The following is a 17,755-nucleotide window of genomic DNA, read 5'->3' as shown; positions in this document are numbered from 1 at the left end:
TGCAGCAACCCAGCCGGCAACCGTTTTCTTCCCGGTTTTCCGCGGAAAAATCATGATGAACCAGCCTTTCGCCGGAAAAACTCCGGACCTTTTCCGCCTTTCTCCCGCTCGTCCTCCTTCCCTCTTTTTCCTGCAGAAACCGGCAAGAAACTTTCCCTACGCCTGCCTCCATTTTTCAAAAATAATGCCGCCGTTATCCGGTGCCCTCTTCCGTTTTCTGTTCCCGTGCTCCGGTCCCTTCATCCCGCAGGATGAAACAATCCCTCCGGTTGATTGCCGTCGTCCTCTCCGTCCGTTGCCCGGCCTACGCCGTCCCTCCCCACCGGCTGTAAAAACGGCCCGGATTCCTCTCTCCACAGTCCACGAACTTCTTGCAAAAGCCCCATACTTCCGTCATCATACGCACATGGTCATTCCCGCATTCTCCGATTGTGTCAGCAAGCTGGGCGTCGATGAAAACGACGTCATTCCCTTTGGCCGCAACAAGGCCAAGATTCCCTTGAGTGTGCTCGACAAGACCGCCACTCCCGGCAAGCTCATCCTGGTATCCGCCATCACCCCCACCCCCTCCGGAGAAGGAAAAACCACCGTGTCCATCGGTCTGGCACAGGGGCTCCAGGCCATCGGCAAGAAAGCCTGCCTCGCGCTCCGCCAGCCTTCCATGGGACCCGTCTTCGGCCGCAAGGGGGGCGCCACCGGCGGCGGACAAAGCTCCCTGACGCCGATGGAGGAAATCAACATGCACTTTACGGGGGACTTCCACGCCATCACCTCCGCGCACAACCTCATCAGCGCCATCATTGACAACGCCATGTTCTTCCACACACTGAACATCGACGAACGCAAAGTCACTTGGAAACGCGTGATGGACATGAACGACCGGGCCCTGCGCTCCATCATCGTGGGCCTCAACAGGCAGGGATTCCCGCGGGAAACAGGGTTCGATATCACCCCGGCTTCTGAAATCATGGCATGCCTGTGCCTGGCTACGTCCTACAAGGACATGGAGGATCGCATCAACCGCATCGTCATCGGCTTCACGGCGGACGACAAACCCGTTTTCGCCAAGGAACTGGGCATTACCGGCTCCGTCATGGCCCTGCTGAAAGACGCCCTGATGCCGAACCTAGTCCAGAGCGTGGAAGGCGTGCCCTGCTTCCTGCACGGCGGCCCATTCGCCAACATCGCCCACGGCTGCAACTCCGTGCTGGCTACGAAAATGGCTCTCCACTTCGGTGACTATGCCGTGACGGAAGCCGGATTCGCCTTTGACCTGGGTGCGGAAAAATTTTTGGATATCAAATGCCGCCAGTCCGGCCTGAATCCCGCGGCCATCGTCATCGTCGCCACGGCCCGCGCCCTGAAAATGCACGGAGGAACCGCCCTGGCGGATCTGAAAAACACGGACGTGGCCGCCCTGAAAAAGGGCTTGGCAAACCTGGACGCCCATCTGGACGCCGCCGCCCACTACAAGCGCCCCGTGGTCGTGGCCGTCAACAAATTCTTTGATGACTCCCAGGAGGAACTGGACGCCATCATGGAGCACTGCGCGGAACGCGGCATCCCCTGCGCCATTGCGGACATCTTTTCCCGCGGAGGGGAAGGCGGGAAGGAACTGGCTCAAATCGTGGTAGAAGCGGCAGACCGTCCTTCCCCGCCCTTCAAGCCCCTGTATGAATCTGCCCTGCCGGTGGAGGAAAAACTCAATATCATCGCCCGCAGCATTTACGGAGCGGACGGCGTGGAACTGACGCCTGCGGCCAAAAAGAAGCTGGCCCAGTTTGAAGCCAGCCGTCTAACGGACCTCCCCATCTGCATGGCAAAAACCCAGAACTCTCTTTCCGACAACGGCAGGCTGCGCGGCCGCCCCACCGGATTCACCGTCACCGTGCGCGACTTTGAAATCGCCAACGGGGCCGGATTCCTGGTAGCCCTCTGCGGGGAAATCATGCGCATGCCCGCCCTGCCCGTCTCCCCGAACGCCATGCACATCTATCTGGACAACAAAGGCAACGTCCAGGGGCTGTAAACGGTCCAAGAAAAAACACCCTCCTTCACCGCCATGAAAATAGCCATTCTGGGAGCCGGGGCGCTCGGCTGCTATTACGGAGCCAGACTTCAGGAATCCGGCCAGGACGTATCGTTCATCGTACGCTCGGAATACGACTACCTGAAAGAACACGGTCTGGAAGTGAAAAGCCTGCACGGGAACATTTCGCTGCCCCGCATCAAGGTATACCGGGAAGCGTCGGAAGTCGGTCCGGTGGATCTCGTCGTCGTCGCCTGGAAAAGCACGGCCAATGCGGGATTTGCCAAGGCCCTCCCTCCCTTGATGGGACCGGACACGGTGGTAGCCACTCTCCAGAACGGCATGGGAAACGCGGAGGAAATCGCCCGTATTATCCCGTCGGACCGCATTTACGTGGGCCTGTGCTTCATCTGCGCCATGCGGGAGGAACCGGGCCACATCAACCATTTGGAAGGCGGCAACATTCAATTCGCACCGTTCGTACCGTCACCGAAGGGCTCCGCAAAGGCGCAGGAACTTTCCGCTCTCTTTGCCGGGGCGGGCATCAAGACACGCGCCTTTGACAACGCGGAACAGATCCAGTGGTACAAGCTCGTCTGGAACATACCGTTCAACGGGCTCTGCTTGGCGCTGGGGGGCATCAGCATCGCGGAACTCTACAAAAACCCGGAAAACGTCGCCCGTGTCCGCCGCATCATGGAAGAAGTGGTCCGGGCCGCCAAAGCCCGCGGCCACACGTTGCCGGACGACCTGGTCGAATTCCACCTTTCCCGCACGGAAAGCATGGGAGCTTTCATCCCGTCCAGCGCCGTGGACTACAACGAAGGACGCCCCATCGAATACACGGCCATCTGGGGCGATCCCCTCGCTAAAGCCCATCAGGCCGGAGCCTCCGTACCCGAATGGGAACAACTGGACAGGGATATCCGCCAGCGCCTGAAAATGGATTAGGATTATTCTTTTCTTTATTCTAGGAATAATTCAGGTAGTTTTTTTCAATCTACCAAAGTTTTATTTCTCCAAGGATTTTTTGTGTACAACAACCCATGAATTAAATCTATAAGACACAATGTATCGTTTTTATTATTCCAATAATATACAACAATTTTGCAAATAATCCTTAGATGAAATTCTTGGGCAAATTACTCGCAACAACCCATTTGTATTAGAACAAACTCAACGTAATGCATGGATTCGTGAAATCGAAATACTTCAGAAAGTTCTTAAGAATTTTCCTTCAGGATTCATTACATTTGAATACACAATTCCTCGTATTGGAGAACGCATTGATGTCATTATAACAATTTCTGGCATCCTTTATGTCATTGAATTTAAGACAGGAGAAAAACATTACTCTAAATACGTTATAGATCAAGTAGTAGACTATGCTCTTGATTTAAAATACTTTCATCAAGAGAGCCATCATAAAATAATTGTGCCACTCGTTGTTTGTAGTGATGCCCCTTCTGTTCCATACCAGCTTATCTCTGATGATGACCATATTTATCGCCCTATTCTGTGTAATGAAAATTCATTAGGCCCAATCTTAAAAGAGTTAACTGACCAACTATCTGATAAGCCATTCTCTTTTGATCAGTGGCTTTCATCTCCATATAAGCCTACGCCCACGATCATTGAAGCAGCTCAAGCTTTATACCGTGGGCATGATGTTAAAGAAATCGCACGCAGTGATGCAGGAGCTTCTAATCTGAATCAGACCACAGAAACTATTAACCGTATCATCAATGATAGTAAAAAGAACCATGAAAAATCGATCTGCTTTATCACTGGTGTGCCGGGGGCAGGAAAGACCTTAGTGGGCCTCAATATTGCTAATGAACGACACCAATATGATGAAGGAGAACATGCTGTCTTTCTTTCTGGTAATGGCCCGCTAGTATCGGTGTTACGAGAAGCTCTTGCCCGAGATGAAGTTGAGCGTTCTGATCAAAAAATAACTAAAACTGATGCTGAAAGAAAATCCTCTGTTTTCATTCAGAATATTCACCATTTCCGTGACAATGCTCTCAACAAACCAGACCAAGCTCCTCTTGAAAAGGTAGCGATTTTTGACGAAGCACAGCGTGCTTGGACACAAGAAAAAACGGCCAAGTTCATGAAAGAACGTAACGTTTTCTCTTGGGAGATGTCCGAACCTGAGTTTCTCATCAGTGCGATGGATCGCCACGATGATTGGGCTGTGATCATCTGTTTAATTGGTGGTGGCCAAGAAATACATACCGGAGAAGCTGGATTACCAGCCTGGTTTGATGCCCTTAAAAATCGTTTCCCTCATTGGAAAGTTTATGTGTCACGTCAAATCTCTGATGAGGAATACACACGTGGGCTGGAACTTGAAAAATTTTTTAACGGATTAAATTACTATCCAGAAAGAGATTTACATCTAGCTGTGTCTCTCCGCTCTTTCCGCAGTGAACAAGTCTCAGATTTTGTAAAATCACTTTTGGATAATGACTTGCCAAGGGCACAGAATCTTTATTCCCAATTAAAGTATAAATATCCTATTGTAATGACGCGCAGTCTAGAAAAAGCCCGGAATTGGATATATTCTAAAGCTGGTGGCACAGAGCGTTACGGACTCATCGCCAGTTCTGGTGCTAAGCGATTGCGTCAATTTGGCATTTGCGTACAAAGCACTATCCAAGCAAAAAATTGGTTCTTGAACAATAAGGAAGATGTGCGTTCTTCCTATTTCTTAGAAGATACGGCTACAGAATTTGATATACAAGGTCTAGAAATAGATTGGAGCCTTGTGGCATGGGATGCGGACTACCGTATGGAAAACGGGTCTTTTAAACCCTACAATTTTAGTGGCTCCAAATGGAAAATGGTGCGTAATCAAGATGCCCAGCTCTACCTGAAGAATACATACCGAGTTCTATTAACACGTGCACGTCAGGGTTTTGTGATTTTTATACCTGAAGGCAGTGACACAGATTTCACTCGGCAACATTCATTCTATGATGGTATTTATCAGTACCTAAAAGAAGTAGGAATTACTGAACTATCATGACCTCTTATATCTCTAAACAGTAGGTCATCAGTAATTTCCATTGCCCCTTACGAATCATGCTGAAAAACACCGTCATTTTCATCATTGCCCTGCTGGGCTTCGGCATGATCCGCCTGCCCCTGCAGGAACGTATTCTGGAGCAGGAGAAGAACGCTGGACTGCTGGAAGAGCCGGTGAACCTTTCATCCTCCGATTATCTGGAACAGCAGCTTGCCATGGTGTCTCTGGGCGGCCTGCGTTCCCTGGTGGCGGCGGTGCTGAGCATGGAAGCCTTTGACTGCTTCCTGGTTTCCGACTGGGCCAATCTGGAGCGCCGCTACAACCAGATCACCGCCCTTGCACCCCATTCCGATTTTTACTGGGACAACGGTTCCTGGCATCTGGGCAACAACGCTTCCTCCAGCTATCTGGACAACAAGCGCCTTTCCCCGCTGGAACGCCGCGAAGGATTCCGCAAGTACATTCAGAAGGGACGCGATTTTCTGCAAAAGGGCATCAAGGCCAATCCCGACAGCTGGTACCTGTATTCCCTGCTGGGCAACATGTACAGCGATACGTACCGCCAGCCGGATTTTGAAAAGGCCGCGGAAGCCTACCGGAAAGCCCGTGAACTGAGGGCTCCAGCCCTGACGGCGCGCAAGGAGTTTTACGCTCTGACCCGTGTGCCCTCCAAATCCAGAGAAGCGCTGGAACTGGGAAAAGAACTGTTCAAAGACCCCCACAACCGCGTTCCCAGCCTGGTCACCAACATTTTCGTGCTGGAAAACCGTTTGCATATACCGGAAAAGGACAGGATTCCCTTCCGCGAACTTTATCCTACAGATGAAATAGCGCGCGACATGATGACCGCCCACCTGGCCAATTCCCTCAGATACCCCGTGGATGGACTGAGGGAAGCGCTGGAATCTCTGCCGGAAGCCAAACGGGATGATCCGGTGCCGGATGGAAAAGATTAAAGATTTCCGGGCACAAGTGATATTTTATCTCCGCAGAATTATTTTGCGGCCTTTATCCCCTTACACTGATATTTAATCTCCTGCCTTTGGCCATTGCTACGCCGTTGCAATTTCCCCCCTTGGCAAAAAACGGGAAATGCGCTATAATAGTTTTCCGCAATACCATGAGTAGAATAGCCCTGATCAGCGACATCCATGCCAACCTGCCCGCCCTGGAAGCGGTGATGAAGGATATAGAACAGCTGCAATGCGATGCCGTTTACTGTCTGGGCGACATCGTGGGCTACAATGCCAATCCTTCCGAATGCCTTGAATTCATCCGTTCCCGCCAGATTCCTACCGTCCGCGGCAACCACGACGAGGAAGCGATCGGGGAAGACAATCCGGCAGGCATGAATCCCGTGGCGTACAGTGCCCTGATGTGGACGCGCCAGCAGCTTTCCGACGAGCAGAAAAAATGGCTGCGCCGTGCCCCCTTCCAGCGCATTCTTCCCAATGAAATTGTGCTGGTTCACGCCACGCAGGACAAGCCCAACTCCTGGGCATACGTCACAAATGTGGACACGGCTACGCATAGCATCAACATGCTGCGGGATAACCAGTTCCTCTGCTTCAACGGCCACACCCACGTTCCGCGCACCTTCATCCGGCACGAAGGGAGCATCCAGGAATACGAATCCGGGGATATCCAGCTTCTCAAAACCAACAAGTACCTTATCAACGTGGGGTCCGTAGGACAGCCGCGCGACGGAGACCCCCGCGCCGCCTACGGCATTCTGGATACGAACGGCATGGTTTATTACCAGCGCCGCGTGGAATACGACCTAGAGGAAGCCCAGCGGCGCATTCTGGCTGCCGGACTGCCGGATATGCTGGCGCGCCGATTGGGGGAAGGAATATAACCCTTCCGCGAATAGCGGCCGGACCTCCAAAGCCGGAAGCTGGAAATGCGGCGCCATTTTGGCGGTTTTTCTGTATTCTCCTGTCCGGAATGTGGGAAAACGTGGAAAGCCACATGTTAGGAAAGGCTCACAAACAAGGATTGCGGCTTGCCTAGCATGCCACAAATCAGTAGAGTTTTGCGCGACGAATGAAGACCTATATCATCAGACGACTCCTTCTCATGCCCCTGACGCTCCTGGGGGTCACCTTTCTCGTCTTTTGCATAACCCGCTTTGTTCCGGGAGGTCCCATTGAACAAATGATGCAGCAGCAGAGCATGAGCGCCCTGTCCGGCCAGAAGGCGGGGTCCCAGCGCGGGGACAATAACCTGAGCGAGGCCGACATGGAGCGGCTGGAAGAGCAATACAGCCTTCAGGAACCCATCGTCACCGCCTATCTGCAATGGCTGGGCGTGCTGCCCAAGAAGATTTCCATTTCCCGCGAGGAATTCGGGGTTATTAGCGGTGAGGAGCCGGCAGACAGGGAGGACGAATATGCCGGCATTTCCGACACCCACACCAAAATCAATCTGAACGAGACGGGAGAACAGGTCGTCGTCGTGCGGCCGGACAAGGATTCCAAGGAAGTCAAGGACGCTTTCTTTTCCGGGACGCCTTCCCGGAAAGCGGCTACGGAAGGATGGACGGTGGAGGTGGAATCCCCAATGGACCGCGCCGAACGCTGGGCCAGGCGCATGCGGCAGACGGGAAATGAGGGGGCCATTCAGGACAAGGCGAAAGGCTATGCCTGGCGGGCCGTGATGTACAAGACAAGCTTTGACGGCCTGCTCCAGGGCACCATGGGCAATTCCTTCAAATACAATGAACCGGTCTGGGACATGATCAAGGAGCGCATTCCCGTGTCCCTGTACTTCGGCATCCTGAGCGCCATCATCACGTACTCCGTGTGCATTCCCCTGGGCATTGTGAAGGCCATACGGCACAAGAGCCTGGTAGACAACATTTCCTCCGTGCTGATCTTCCTGGGGTACTCCGTTCCCGGCTTTGCGCTGGGCGCCGTGCTCGTGGTGTACCTGGGGGCGCGCCTGGAATGGTTTCCGCTATGCGGCCTTACCTCCGCGGATTTCGCAGACATGGGATTCTGGGAACAGGCGGCCGACCTGCTGCACCACACCGTGCTGCCCCTGATCTGCTACGTGGTCAGCTCCTTCGCCATCACTACGATGATGATGAAGAACAACCTGATGGACAACCTTTCCTCCGACTACGTCCGGACGGCCATGGCCAAAGGCGTGAGCTTCAAGGGGGCCGTGATCAAGCACGCCTTTCGCAACTCCTTCATTCCCATCGCTTCCACGCTCGGCAGTCTGATCAGCCTGATTGTGGCCGGCTCCATGCTGGTGGAAAAGGTGTTCGATATCCAAGGCTTCGGCATGCTGAGCTACCAGGCCCTGATGGACAAGGACTACGCCCTGATCATGGGCACGCTGCTGCTCACCTCCTTCCTGATGGTGCTGGGCAACCTGCTTTCCGACATCATCGTGGCCGCCGTAGACCCGCGCATTAAATTTGAATAACACACATGGTTAGAAAACTGGCATACCTTCTCATCATCCTGGCGGTCCTCACCGCCGCGGGCGAGCTGTGCGGGCTGCTCCTCCCCACGCTGAGCTGGCCCTTCACTGTCTCGCGGGAAATGAGCATGCTTCACATCGTCTGCGCGGACCAGAACAGCAGCGGCCTCCTGATGCCTCAGGGGAAATTCCTGTGGTTCGGCTGGGCCTGCGTGCTGGTCATGGCCGGAGCGGGCCTCTGGATCAGGCTGAAAGGACCGCGCCGGTTCCGCCCCACGCCGATCACCAAAAGACGCCTCCAAAGGTTCAAAAGCATTTCCCGCGGCTACGTCTCCCTGGTCATCCTGCTGGCCCTGACGCTGCTGGCCTGCATGGACCAGTGTCTGGTGGGAAAAAGGGCGCTTCTGGTCATCCAGGATGGCTCCTGGTATTTCCCTGCCATCATGCGCAAGGTGTACAAGGGTTCTACCTTCGGCCAGACCGGGGACTTTGCGGATGCGGAAGCCAATTACCGGGAACTGAAAAAACAGGCGGGACAGCCGGGAAAACCCTCTTTGGTCGTCATGCCCCTCGTCCCCTACGATCCCACGGGAGATTCCACCAATCCCGGTTCGGAAGCCTTGGTCGTGAATGAAGAGGGGCTGGTCTGCGAATCCGATGGCAAACCGTACTCCGGTCTTGCTTCCCGCCTGCACAAGGATGAAGAGGCCCTGCCGCACATCAGCTACAAATTCCGCAAGGGAAAAAAGGTGGACCGCGCCACCGGATGGCTGGAGGACAGGACGGAAGTGTACAGCGCCACCTACGAGAACAACAAGATTGTGGCTGAACACTACAACGGCCCCGGCACCAAGGAGGACTTCCTGAAACAGACGGATGAAAACAAAATCAGCCGCATTTTCTACCACCCGGCCCCGCCCCTCAAGGGCGGCCACCTGCTGGGCACCAACACGCAGGGGGCGGACATCCTGGCCTACCTGTACGGCGGCCTTCAGGTCAACATGAAAGCCGCCATCTTCTACCTGCCCATCGTGTACTTCATCGGCATCACCTTCGGGATGATGATGGGGTATTTCGGCGGCATGTTTGATCTCGGCATGCAGCGCCTCATAGAAATCTTCTCCCAGGTACCCTTCCTTTTCATCATCATGATCATCTCGGATATGGTGCCCCTGCAGATGAAAGGCATGTTCCTGATTATCAGCCTGCTGATCATGTTCGGGTGGATGTCCATGACCTACCAGCTCCGAACCTCCACCATGAAGGAAAAGGCGCGGGACTACGTGGCGGCGGCGCGCGTGGTGGGGGCGTCCACCAACCGCATCCTCTTTGTCCACATCCTGCCGAACCTGGTTGCCATTCTGGTCACGCTGGTGCCGTTCAGCGTCTCCGCCCTGATCCTGGCCCTGGCATCCCTGGACTATCTCGGCTTCGGCCTTCCGGACACCTATGCAAGCTGGGGGCGCCTGCTGAATGACGGCCTTGCGGACCTTTCCGCCTCCTGGGTGGTTACCTCCGCCTTCTCCGCCCTGGTCATCACTCTGCTGCTCGTCACCTTCATCGGGGAGGCCGTCCGCGAAGCCTTCGACCCAAAAAAATTCACCACTTACAAATAAGAATATTCCCTTTTTCACAGACTCCATGCTCAAGCTTTCCGCCATTCTCCGCACGATCCTTGCCTCCGTCTCCGTGTCCCTTCTGCTGACAGCGGGCGCCGGCTGCAAGGATTCCTCCCAATCCCAGGGGGTGGGCTGGCAGCCGAACGTTCCTTTCGGAACCCTGCCGCCGGGTTTCGACACCTTCCCGGAACGGTGGAACAGGCAGATCAACGACAGGCTGGCCAGGGAAGAAGCGGCCAAGCAAAAGGAAATCCGGGAACTCCGGGAAAAATTCTTCAAGGAGGAAGACCCCAAAATCCGTGAAAAACTGCAGAGCAAACTCATCTCCGACGAAGCCGCGCTGTCCGTCATTCACCGGAGACAGAGCGAAGGGGACTATATTAAATTCAAGACTCCGGCGGACATCCCCGCAGACCTCAAATGGGAAGACGGGCTGGACAATCCGGAAATAGGCGACCCGAACGCCAAAAAAGGCGGCGTTCTGCGCCAGTGGGCTCCCGGCTCCTACCCGGATACATTCCGTCCCAATGGCCCGAACAGCAACAGCGGATTCCGCGGCCCCCTGTATGATGAAATCATCATCGGCCTCGTCTCCATCCACCCGGTCACCGGAAAAATCATTCCCGGCATCGCCAGAAAATGGGCGGAATCCGCGGACAGGCGCACCGTCTATTTCGAACTGGACCCGGACGCCCGCTACTCGGACGGAGCCAAGGTCAAGGCGGTGGACCTGCTGGTAAACATGTACATCCGTACCTCGGAACACAGCCGTGACGTTTTTTACAACAACTTCTACTACCAGAACGCCTCCAACATCACCATTTACGACGATAGCCGCTTCTCCGTCACTCTTCCCTCCCCCAAGCCCCTGCTGCCCTACTACTGCACCCTGTTCATCCCGTCCCCGCCGCATTTCTACTGCGAGTTCGGCCCCAGCTATGTGGAACGCTACCAGTGGCGCGTGCCTCCCACCACCGGGGCATACGTGGTGAAGCCTGACGGCATCATCCGCGGGCGGCAGGTCATCCTCCAGCGCATTCCGGACTGGTGGGGCAAGGACAAGAAGTTCACGAAGTACATGTATAACGTGGACCAGATCGTGTACAACTTCATCGGGGAACCGTCCAAGGCCATTGAACTCTTCCGCATCGGGGAGCTGGACGTGCTGAACATCACAAAGCCGGAACTGTGGCACGAACGCATGGAAATCCCGGAAGTCCACAACGGCTACATCAACCGCAGCACATTTTACACCATCTATCCTCGGCCGCCCACGGGCATCTTCCTGAACACATCCAAGCCGCCGTTCAACGATCTCAACGTTCGCCTGGGCTTCCAGCACGCGCTGAATATCCAGAACATCATTGATATCACATTCCGGGGAGATTACCAGCGCCTCAATTCCTACGATTCAGGCTTCGGTAAATTCACCAATCCCTACATCAAGGCGCGGTCCTACTCTCCGGAACAGGCGCGCACCTTCTTCGCCAAGGCAGGCTACACCATTCCGTGTCCGGACGGCATTCTCCGCAAGCCGGACGGCACCCGTCTGACCGCCGCCATCACGTTCCCCAACTCTTCTCCAACCCTGGCCTCCACACTGGGCAAGCTGAAAGAAGACGCCCGCAAGTGCGGCCTGGAAATCCAGCTTGACCCGCTGGACTCCACCGTAGCTTTCCGCAAGATCATGGAAAAGCGCGCCCAGGCCTCCTTCATGGCCTGGGGATTCACTCCGCCCCACCCCATGAACGAGCAGGGCTTCCATTCCCGCTACGCCTACGACGAACGCGGCAGCCTCATCACGTACACCAACAACATCACCGCCTATGCGGACAAGGAGATGGACAAGCTGCTGGACGACGAAACGAACGCCGCTACGGAAGACGAACTGCAGAAAGCCACCTGGAAAGTGCAGCAGAAAATTCATGACGAAGCCCTGTGGGTGCCCTGCTGGACCACGGAATTCATCCGCCTGGGCTATTGGCGATGGGTCAAATGGCCCAACAGCGCCACCACGCAATTCTGCCATCCGGTCGTCTTCGACCCCATGGAAAGCTACCTGTACTGGGTGGACAACGACGTGAAGAAAGAAACGCTGGAAGCCAAGCGGGAGGGCAGAACCTTCGAGGAAGTGGACGCCGTATACGACCAGTACCGCTTCCTTGACTCCATCGACAGCCTGGACAACAAGGACGGCGCGGACAAGCTGCCTTCCGTCCCCGCCATCCCGGAAAACGGCGTCACTCAGGAAGAACCCCCTACCACGGAAAAATAACAAGTGAGCGAACCCCTGTTGGAAATCAAGAACCTGGTCACCGGATTCGAGACGGAATCCGGCCTGCTGAAAGCGGTGGACGGCGTCAGCTTCACCGTCCCCAAGGGCTCTTGCGTAGGCATCGTGGGGGAATCCGGCTGTGGCAAGAGCGTCACGGCCATGTCCATCGTCCGCCTTCTGCCCCAGCCCATGGGGAAAATCCTGGACGGGGAAATCCTGTTCCAGGGACGCGACCTGGTCCAAGCCAAGGAAACGGACATGCACGGCATCCGCGGCAGGCACATCGGCGTCATCTTCCAGGAACCCATGACGGCCCTGAATCCCGTGCACAGCATAGGGCGGCAAATAGGGGAATCCCTGATGCTCCACCGCGGCCTGAACGCCAGGGAAGCGCGCGACGCCGCCATCCAGCTCCTGCAGCGCGTCCGCATTCCCGCTCCGGAACAGCGCGTGGACGAATTCCCGCACCAGCTCTCCGGCGGCATGCGCCAGCGCGTCGTCATCGCCATCGCCCTGGCCTGCCATCCGGAACTCATCATTGCGGACGAACCCACCACGGCGCTGGACGTCACGGTGCAGGCGCAGATACTTTCCCTGCTCAAGGACCTTCAGGCGGAAATGGGCTCCTCCTCCATCCTCATCACGCACGACCTGGGCGTCATCGCCCAGAGCTGTGACTCCGTCGTGGTCATGTATGCCGGACGTGTGGTGGAAAAAGCCCCGGTCCGGGCACTCTTCTCCAATCCGCTCCATGCCTATACCAGGGGGTTGCTGGCCTCCATCCCGCAATTAAGCTCCGTGCGCAAGACCAAGCTGCCCACCATCCCCGGCCAGGTGGCCTCCATTGCGGACTTCGTGCCCGGCTGCCGCTTCTGCCAGCGGCAGGGCGTGCCTGCGGAGGAACTGACGGAACGCCCGCCCCTGGTGGAAGTGACCCCCGGGCACTTCGTGGAAGCCTGCCCCCGCTGCGCCAACCTTTAACCCCTCCTTTGCCATGCCGGAACCACTCTTGCAAGTCAACAACCTGAAAATGTACTTTCCCGTCCGCTCCGGGATCTTCCTGCGCCAGGCGGGCTGGGTGAAGGCGGTGGACGACGTCTCCTTCAACATCTATCCCGGCGAAACGCTGGGGCTGGTGGGGGAATCCGGCTGCGGAAAATCCACCATCGGCAAAAGCATCGTGCGCCTGCTGAAGCCTACAGGAGGGTCCATCCAGTTCAACGGCCAGAACATTGCCACCCTTTCCCAGCGCAAAATGCGGCCCCTGCGGCCCCACATCCAGATGGTCTTCCAGGACCCTGCGGAATCCCTCAACCAGCGGCAGTCCATCGGGCAGATTGTGGCGGAACCCTTCGTCATCCACCGCATGGGCACTCCGGCGCAGCGCCGGGAATGGGTGCGCGGATTGCTGGACCGCGTGGGCCTGCCGGACAGCGCCATCGACCGCTTTCCCTTTGAATTTTCCGGCGGTCAGCGCCAGCGCATCGGCATCGCCCGCGCCCTCACGCTAAATCCCAGCCTCATCATTCTGGACGAACCCGTCTCCGCTCTGGACGTGTCCGTACAATCCCAGGTGCTCAACCTGCTCCTGGAACTCCAGGAGGAACGCAAGCTCTCCTACCTCTTCATCGCCCATGACCTAGCGGTAGTCAAACACATCTCCGACCGCGTGGCCGTCATGTACCTGGGAAAAATCGTGGAAATGTCAGACGCGGAAACCATCTACCAGGCTCCCAGGCACGCCTACACCAAGGCTCTGCTGGATGCCATTCCGGAACCGGACCCCGCTAAAGCCAACACGCACCAGCCGTTGCCGGGAGACGTACCCTCCCCCATCAATCCGCCGCTTGGTTCTGCCTTCGGCCACCGCATTCAGCACCCCGCCTATCCGGAAACCGTGGGAGCGGACCTGACGCCCGTGGAAATAGAACCGGGACACTGGGTAGCTCCGGACCCCTGCTCCCTGGAGCCGGAAGACTGGGACAAACTCCGGCAGAGGTAAAACTCCGCCGGAAAATTAAAAGGAAAGCTGAACGCCAGAAAAACTGTCTTTTTGACGGAAAATTTCTCTTACCCTCCTTGTTTCCTGCAAGCATCCCCCCCACCCCGGCATTTCTGCTCCCCCTCCCGCGATGGAAAACCCTTCCCGAAGCATAACGGAACGAGAATTTTCGCCAGCCGGGAAAAACACCCGCAAACAGTAAAAACTCCGAACCACCGGACCAAAGCTTAAAAAGCGCGGAGCCGTCCGTCCGGCAATATCCTGAAAAACTACTCTGTTTTCATCAGCAGGCTTTTCCAATTCTCCAAAATCCGGAATGGCATGACAGCCGGAACTTTCCGGGAAAGCATCCCGGAAAAAAGAAAAACAATAGAATCCGGCCTCCGCGCGAAACTGCTTACACGTAAATCCGCGGAACACGAGAACTGATGCTGGTCAGCACGTTGCTGGGGATGGTATTGGCGCGGCGCGTCAGCTCCTCCCAGCTCACATTGGGCCCCATGATCTCCACCAGGTCACCGGTATTCACCTGGTCCATGTACGTTACATCCACCATGATCTGGTCCATGGTAATGCGTCCCAGAACGGGGCAGTACTGGCCGTTGATATACACACGCGCTCCCTGATTGGACAAATACTGAAGATAGCCGTCCGCATAACCGATGCCGATAGTCGCTACCTTCGTGCAACCCTTGGTGATATAACAATGGTTGTAGGAGACGCCGTGATTGCCCGGCAATGTACGTATCAAAGTAATGCGGCTGTAGAGCGTCAGCGTGGGGCGCAGTTCCTTGTTGTGGGGCGACGGCATGGGAGAATACCCGTACAGAATTCTCCCCAGTCTCACCATGTTGGCACAGGGCACCTTGTAATTGAATACGGCCGCGCTGCTGCACAAATGGCGGAACTTGTACTCGTGGCCCTTGGAAAGTTCATTCACCGCCTCCGCAAATCCGCTGATCTGACCGTGCGTAAAGGAAATATCGTCCGATGCCGCGGAAAGGTGGGAAAACACGCCTTCCAAATCCAGGAAGGAGAATTGCTTAAGCCTTTCGGTAAGGCCATGCAGTTCGCTGGGCAGAAAACCGCTGCGCCCCATGCCGGTATCCACGGCCAGATGGACATGCACGGGCTTGTTGTACAGCCTCCCCAGGGAATTGAAATGTTCCGCCTCCTCCATGCTGGAAAGGGCGGCGCGCCAGCCGTTCAGGACAATTTCCTCCCGTTCTCCCGCAAAACAGGGACCAAGAATGAAAGGGCACGTTTTGGCCCCAGCGTCCCGCACCCGGCCGGCTTCCGCCACGGTCGCCACCCCGAAAAAAGCGCAGCCCTCGTCGTCCAGAGCCTTCACCACGCCTTCCAGACCGTGTCCGTAAGCCTCCGCCTTCACAATGGCCATCAAACGGTGGTCCGGCATGATGCGGCGGACGACATTCAGATTGTGCTTCAATGCACCAGTATCAATCTGGGCCCATGCTCGGGGTGGGCTTGTGCAACTCATGCCCGGAGTTTAAAAAGACGGCGGATATTCTACAAGCCGGAATTCAGCCACCATCCCCCTTTCCCGGAAAGAGCACTGGAAAATATTGACAATTAATAACTTGATAAAATGAAGAAGAAAATCTTGAGAAGAGGAAAGTATACATGCCGTGCCTGGGAATTCCGGGAGGCCCGACAGTAGAAAAAGTAGCCTTGGATAGAAACATTCTTCTCTCTTGGGAAAATCCTCCAAGCCACAGTTTCAAAAAATCCAGGCAGTCACTCCCAGCCTTTGATTGGATGTAAGAGGCGGCAGACTTTCCTTCATCTCGCCGGCTTCATCATGGCCAGCAACATCCTTACGAAGCGCTACCTCCCCCAAACAATTGTCAGTATGGACACCCGCCGTTGAAAAACACAGAATGACAGTACCCCAGCCCTCCGGAAGAACGAGGGGGCTTTTTCCCGGTCAGTGAAGTTGATCCGCCTATTCAATTTCCCTTCCCCTGGAAAGCCGTTATGTGCCAAAATCATGGCAAGAGGAAAATTCCCGTCCCCTATGGTTCAGGATACAATAGCACGGCATTATCGCCAGGGCAGCGCTGCCCTTCCCCTTTAACGGAAAACGCTCATCTCCCAATTCATTAATCTTGAAACTGCAGTAGAATCATTTTCTCCGGCAACGGAATGGAAATCATCTGCGTGATGAGAAACTGCAAATCCATTGGCATGACGGGTATCGTTCTTCTCCAATATGTATGATCATGGTCACTTTCCATTGGGACAAAATGACCGCAGCCATCTTTGCTTTTTCTATTGGCCAAATCTTCTTCCGATGGGAAATTCAGCATTGCCGGGAGATATGCGCAGGAAAAGGGAAAGTAACACTATGAAATGGATACACTAGGTCCTGCACACGCCTGCAAGCGTAAAATCCTGCGCCAAAAGCATCCCTCCATTTGAAATCTACACGGCGATGCGCCGTTCCGTCCTATCGCAATAAATGGAATAAACCAGGTAATCGGAAATCCTCCGTGTAGGCACGACAACTCACCAAAGCACCGGCCCGATTCCCTTCGCGCCAAGTGTACACAGTAATTTCCTTTCAGGAACAGAGGTATTTTCATGTTGATCATTAATAGAGGGCTTCAGTCGGAAACAGATTTTCCCTGCATGAGAAAAATCAATCCTTCCGGCTATTTTTCCCCGTATAAAGACAGTTCCTACCAAAGAGCAAGGAAAGAAAAAACTTTGATCATTTTCATCCGACTTCAAAAAACTCCTTGCCAATTCCCAAACCCTCCGATATATTTTTTCCGCACCATAGACGCGCGGTTAGCTCAGTGGTAGAGCACATGCTTCACACGCATGGGGTCACTGGTTCGAAACCAGTACCGCGTACCATTTTCATAAACGCCTCGGAATCAAGAATTTCGAGGCGTTTTTCTTTTTCAAAATTGCTCAACCAGCACCCATATCAGTACCTTGTTTTTTCTGATTCACACCTGTTTGAAGTTGTTCAAGGTGATTCTGAAAGTCAGCTGGAGTTTCAATTTCATGATCAGATCCGTTGCCTGATACCCCCCCTTGTACGAAAATAAGTGGCACGAATTCAGCCATTCGAGAGTTAAGAAGAAGCCGGCCTCACGGTATCCCTTTACCTTTTACACATCCGGAATACTCCCTCCTGTACTGGTCCCTGAAACATTAGATGCCGGGCCGGAGAATGAAAACGTTCGGAAGTGATACCTTCGCAGACTAATCCTGCCAAAGCAACGATGCATGACTAGCGTGGCTCGTCTATCGGTAGGAGGAGAATTCGAGTAATTTGTGCTCGTGTCTTAAAGATAATCAACAAAGAAATCTATTGATAAACAATTTTTTA

Annotated in this window: 14 protein-coding genes and 1 tRNA gene; 11 read left to right on the top strand and 4 right to left on the bottom strand. The window is 54.8% G+C overall.

All coding sequences use genetic code 11. The annotated features are described in order from the left end of the window. Positions 1-406 precede the first annotated feature (406 nt). The 10 genes from V3C20_RS10650 (at position 407) to V3C20_RS10605 (ending at position 14,391) form a co-directional block, all read left to right on the top strand. Positions 407-2,029: a formate--tetrahydrofolate ligase gene (locus V3C20_RS10650; RefSeq protein ID WP_130084876.1), complete on the top strand. Its 1,623-nt coding sequence runs from the start codon at positions 407-409 to the stop codon at positions 2,027-2,029. A 33-nt stretch (positions 2,030-2,062) separates the two neighbouring features. Next, positions 2,063-2,980 carry a 2-dehydropantoate 2-reductase gene (locus tag V3C20_RS10645; RefSeq protein WP_130084877.1) on the top strand — a complete coding sequence of 306 codons (918 nt, stop codon included), beginning with the start codon at positions 2,063-2,065 and terminating at the stop codon, positions 2,978-2,980. Between the two features lie 484 nt (positions 2,981-3,464). Continuing rightward, the gene (locus V3C20_RS10640) at positions 3,465-5,063 is read left to right on the top strand and encodes a DUF2075 domain-containing protein (RefSeq protein ID WP_202975691.1); all 1,599 of its coding nucleotides are present in this window, start codon (positions 3,465-3,467) and stop codon (positions 5,061-5,063) included. A gap of 56 nt (positions 5,064-5,119) precedes the next feature. Next, entirely contained in the window at positions 5,120-6,019 is a 900-nt protein-coding gene (locus V3C20_RS10635) for a hypothetical protein (RefSeq protein WP_130084878.1), read from the top strand. Between the two features lie 164 nt (positions 6,020-6,183). Beyond that, the gene (locus tag V3C20_RS10630) at positions 6,184-6,921 is read left to right on the top strand and encodes a metallophosphoesterase family protein (RefSeq protein WP_130084879.1); all 738 of its coding nucleotides are present in this window, start codon (positions 6,184-6,186) and stop codon (positions 6,919-6,921) included. 188 nt (positions 6,922-7,109) lie between these two features. Further along, the gene (locus V3C20_RS10625; protein WP_130084880.1) at positions 7,110-8,498 is read left to right on the top strand and encodes an ABC transporter permease; all 1,389 of its coding nucleotides are present in this window, start codon (positions 7,110-7,112) and stop codon (positions 8,496-8,498) included. Between the two features lie 5 nt (positions 8,499-8,503). After that, positions 8,504-10,111, top strand: coding sequence for an ABC transporter permease subunit (locus V3C20_RS10620; protein ID WP_130084881.1), 1,608 nt, complete (start codon positions 8,504-8,506; stop codon positions 10,109-10,111). Between the two features lie 25 nt (positions 10,112-10,136). Further along, a complete protein-coding gene (locus V3C20_RS10615) occupies positions 10,137-12,389 on the top strand; it encodes an extracellular solute-binding protein (RefSeq protein WP_130084882.1) in 2,253 nt (750 codons plus the stop codon). Positions 12,390-12,392: 3 nt separating this feature from the next. Next, a complete protein-coding gene (locus V3C20_RS10610; protein WP_130084883.1) occupies positions 12,393-13,370 on the top strand; it encodes an ABC transporter ATP-binding protein in 978 nt (325 codons plus the stop codon). A 13-nt stretch (positions 13,371-13,383) separates the two neighbouring features. Then, on the top strand, positions 13,384-14,391 hold the full coding sequence (locus V3C20_RS10605; protein WP_130084884.1) for an oligopeptide/dipeptide ABC transporter ATP-binding protein: 1,008 nt from the start codon (positions 13,384-13,386) through the stop codon (positions 14,389-14,391). A 15-nt stretch (positions 14,392-14,406) separates the two neighbouring features. Here the strand turns inward: V3C20_RS10605 and V3C20_RS10600 are convergent, their stop codons facing one another. The 3 genes from V3C20_RS10600 to V3C20_RS10590 form a co-directional block, all read right to left on the bottom strand. Beyond that, entirely contained in the window at positions 14,407-14,811 is a 405-nt protein-coding gene (locus V3C20_RS10600; RefSeq protein WP_130084885.1) for a hypothetical protein, read from the bottom strand. Next, positions 14,789-15,892: an alanine racemase gene (alr, locus tag V3C20_RS10595; RefSeq protein ID WP_130084886.1), complete on the bottom strand. Its 1,104-nt coding sequence runs from the start codon at positions 15,890-15,892 to the stop codon at positions 14,789-14,791. Before alr ends, V3C20_RS10600 begins: the two co-directional genes overlap by 23 nt. Before the next feature lie 622 nt (positions 15,893-16,514). Next, entirely contained in the window at positions 16,515-16,721 is a 207-nt protein-coding gene (locus V3C20_RS10590; RefSeq protein WP_149873738.1) for a hypothetical protein, read from the bottom strand. 478 nt (positions 16,722-17,199) lie between these two features. Between V3C20_RS10590 and V3C20_RS10585 the strand changes: the two genes are divergently transcribed. Next, positions 17,200-17,274, top strand: a tRNA-Val gene (locus V3C20_RS10585). 57 nt (positions 17,275-17,331) lie between these two features. On the opposite strand, the gene V3C20_RS10580 is transcribed toward V3C20_RS10585, so the two are convergent. After that, positions 17,332-17,490, bottom strand: a complete 159-nt coding sequence (locus V3C20_RS10580; RefSeq protein WP_153812552.1) for a hypothetical protein — start codon at positions 17,488-17,490, stop codon at positions 17,332-17,334. Between the last annotated feature and the right edge of the window lie 265 nt (positions 17,491-17,755).

It is taken from the genome of Akkermansia sp. RCC_12PD, assembly GCF_036417355.1.
Taxonomy (GTDB): Bacteria; Verrucomicrobiota; Verrucomicrobiia; order Verrucomicrobiales; family Akkermansiaceae; genus Akkermansia.
This window is presented reverse-complemented; position numbering and strand designations above follow the sequence as displayed.

Bases quoted from the DNA above. Each gene is read 5' to 3' on its own strand.
- V3C20_RS10615 (WP_130084882.1), top strand. From the start codon at position 10,137: ATGCTCAAGCTTTCCGCCATTCTCCGCACGATCCTTGCCTCCGTCTCC.
- V3C20_RS10625 (WP_130084880.1), top strand. From the start codon at position 7,110: ATGAAGACCTATATCATCAGACGACTCCTTCTCATGCCCCTGACGCTC.
- V3C20_RS10650 (WP_130084876.1), top strand. From the start codon at position 407: ATGGTCATTCCCGCATTCTCCGATTGTGTCAGCAAGCTGGGCGTCGAT.
- V3C20_RS10590 (WP_149873738.1), bottom strand. From the start codon at position 16,721: ATGCTGAATTTCCCATCGGAAGAAGATTTGGCCAATAGAAAAAGCAAA.
- V3C20_RS10635 (WP_130084878.1), top strand. From the start codon at position 5,120: ATGCTGAAAAACACCGTCATTTTCATCATTGCCCTGCTGGGCTTCGGC.
- V3C20_RS10630 (WP_130084879.1), top strand. From the start codon at position 6,184: ATGAGTAGAATAGCCCTGATCAGCGACATCCATGCCAACCTGCCCGCC.
- V3C20_RS10645 (WP_130084877.1), top strand. From the start codon at position 2,063: ATGAAAATAGCCATTCTGGGAGCCGGGGCGCTCGGCTGCTATTACGGA.
- alr (WP_130084886.1), bottom strand. From the start codon at position 15,892: ATGAGTTGCACAAGCCCACCCCGAGCATGGGCCCAGATTGATACTGGT.
- V3C20_RS10620 (WP_130084881.1), top strand. From the start codon at position 8,504: ATGGTTAGAAAACTGGCATACCTTCTCATCATCCTGGCGGTCCTCACC.
- V3C20_RS10605 (WP_130084884.1), top strand. From the start codon at position 13,384: ATGCCGGAACCACTCTTGCAAGTCAACAACCTGAAAATGTACTTTCCC.
- V3C20_RS10580 (WP_153812552.1), bottom strand. From the start codon at position 17,490: ATGGCTGAATTCGTGCCACTTATTTTCGTACAAGGGGGGGTATCAGGC.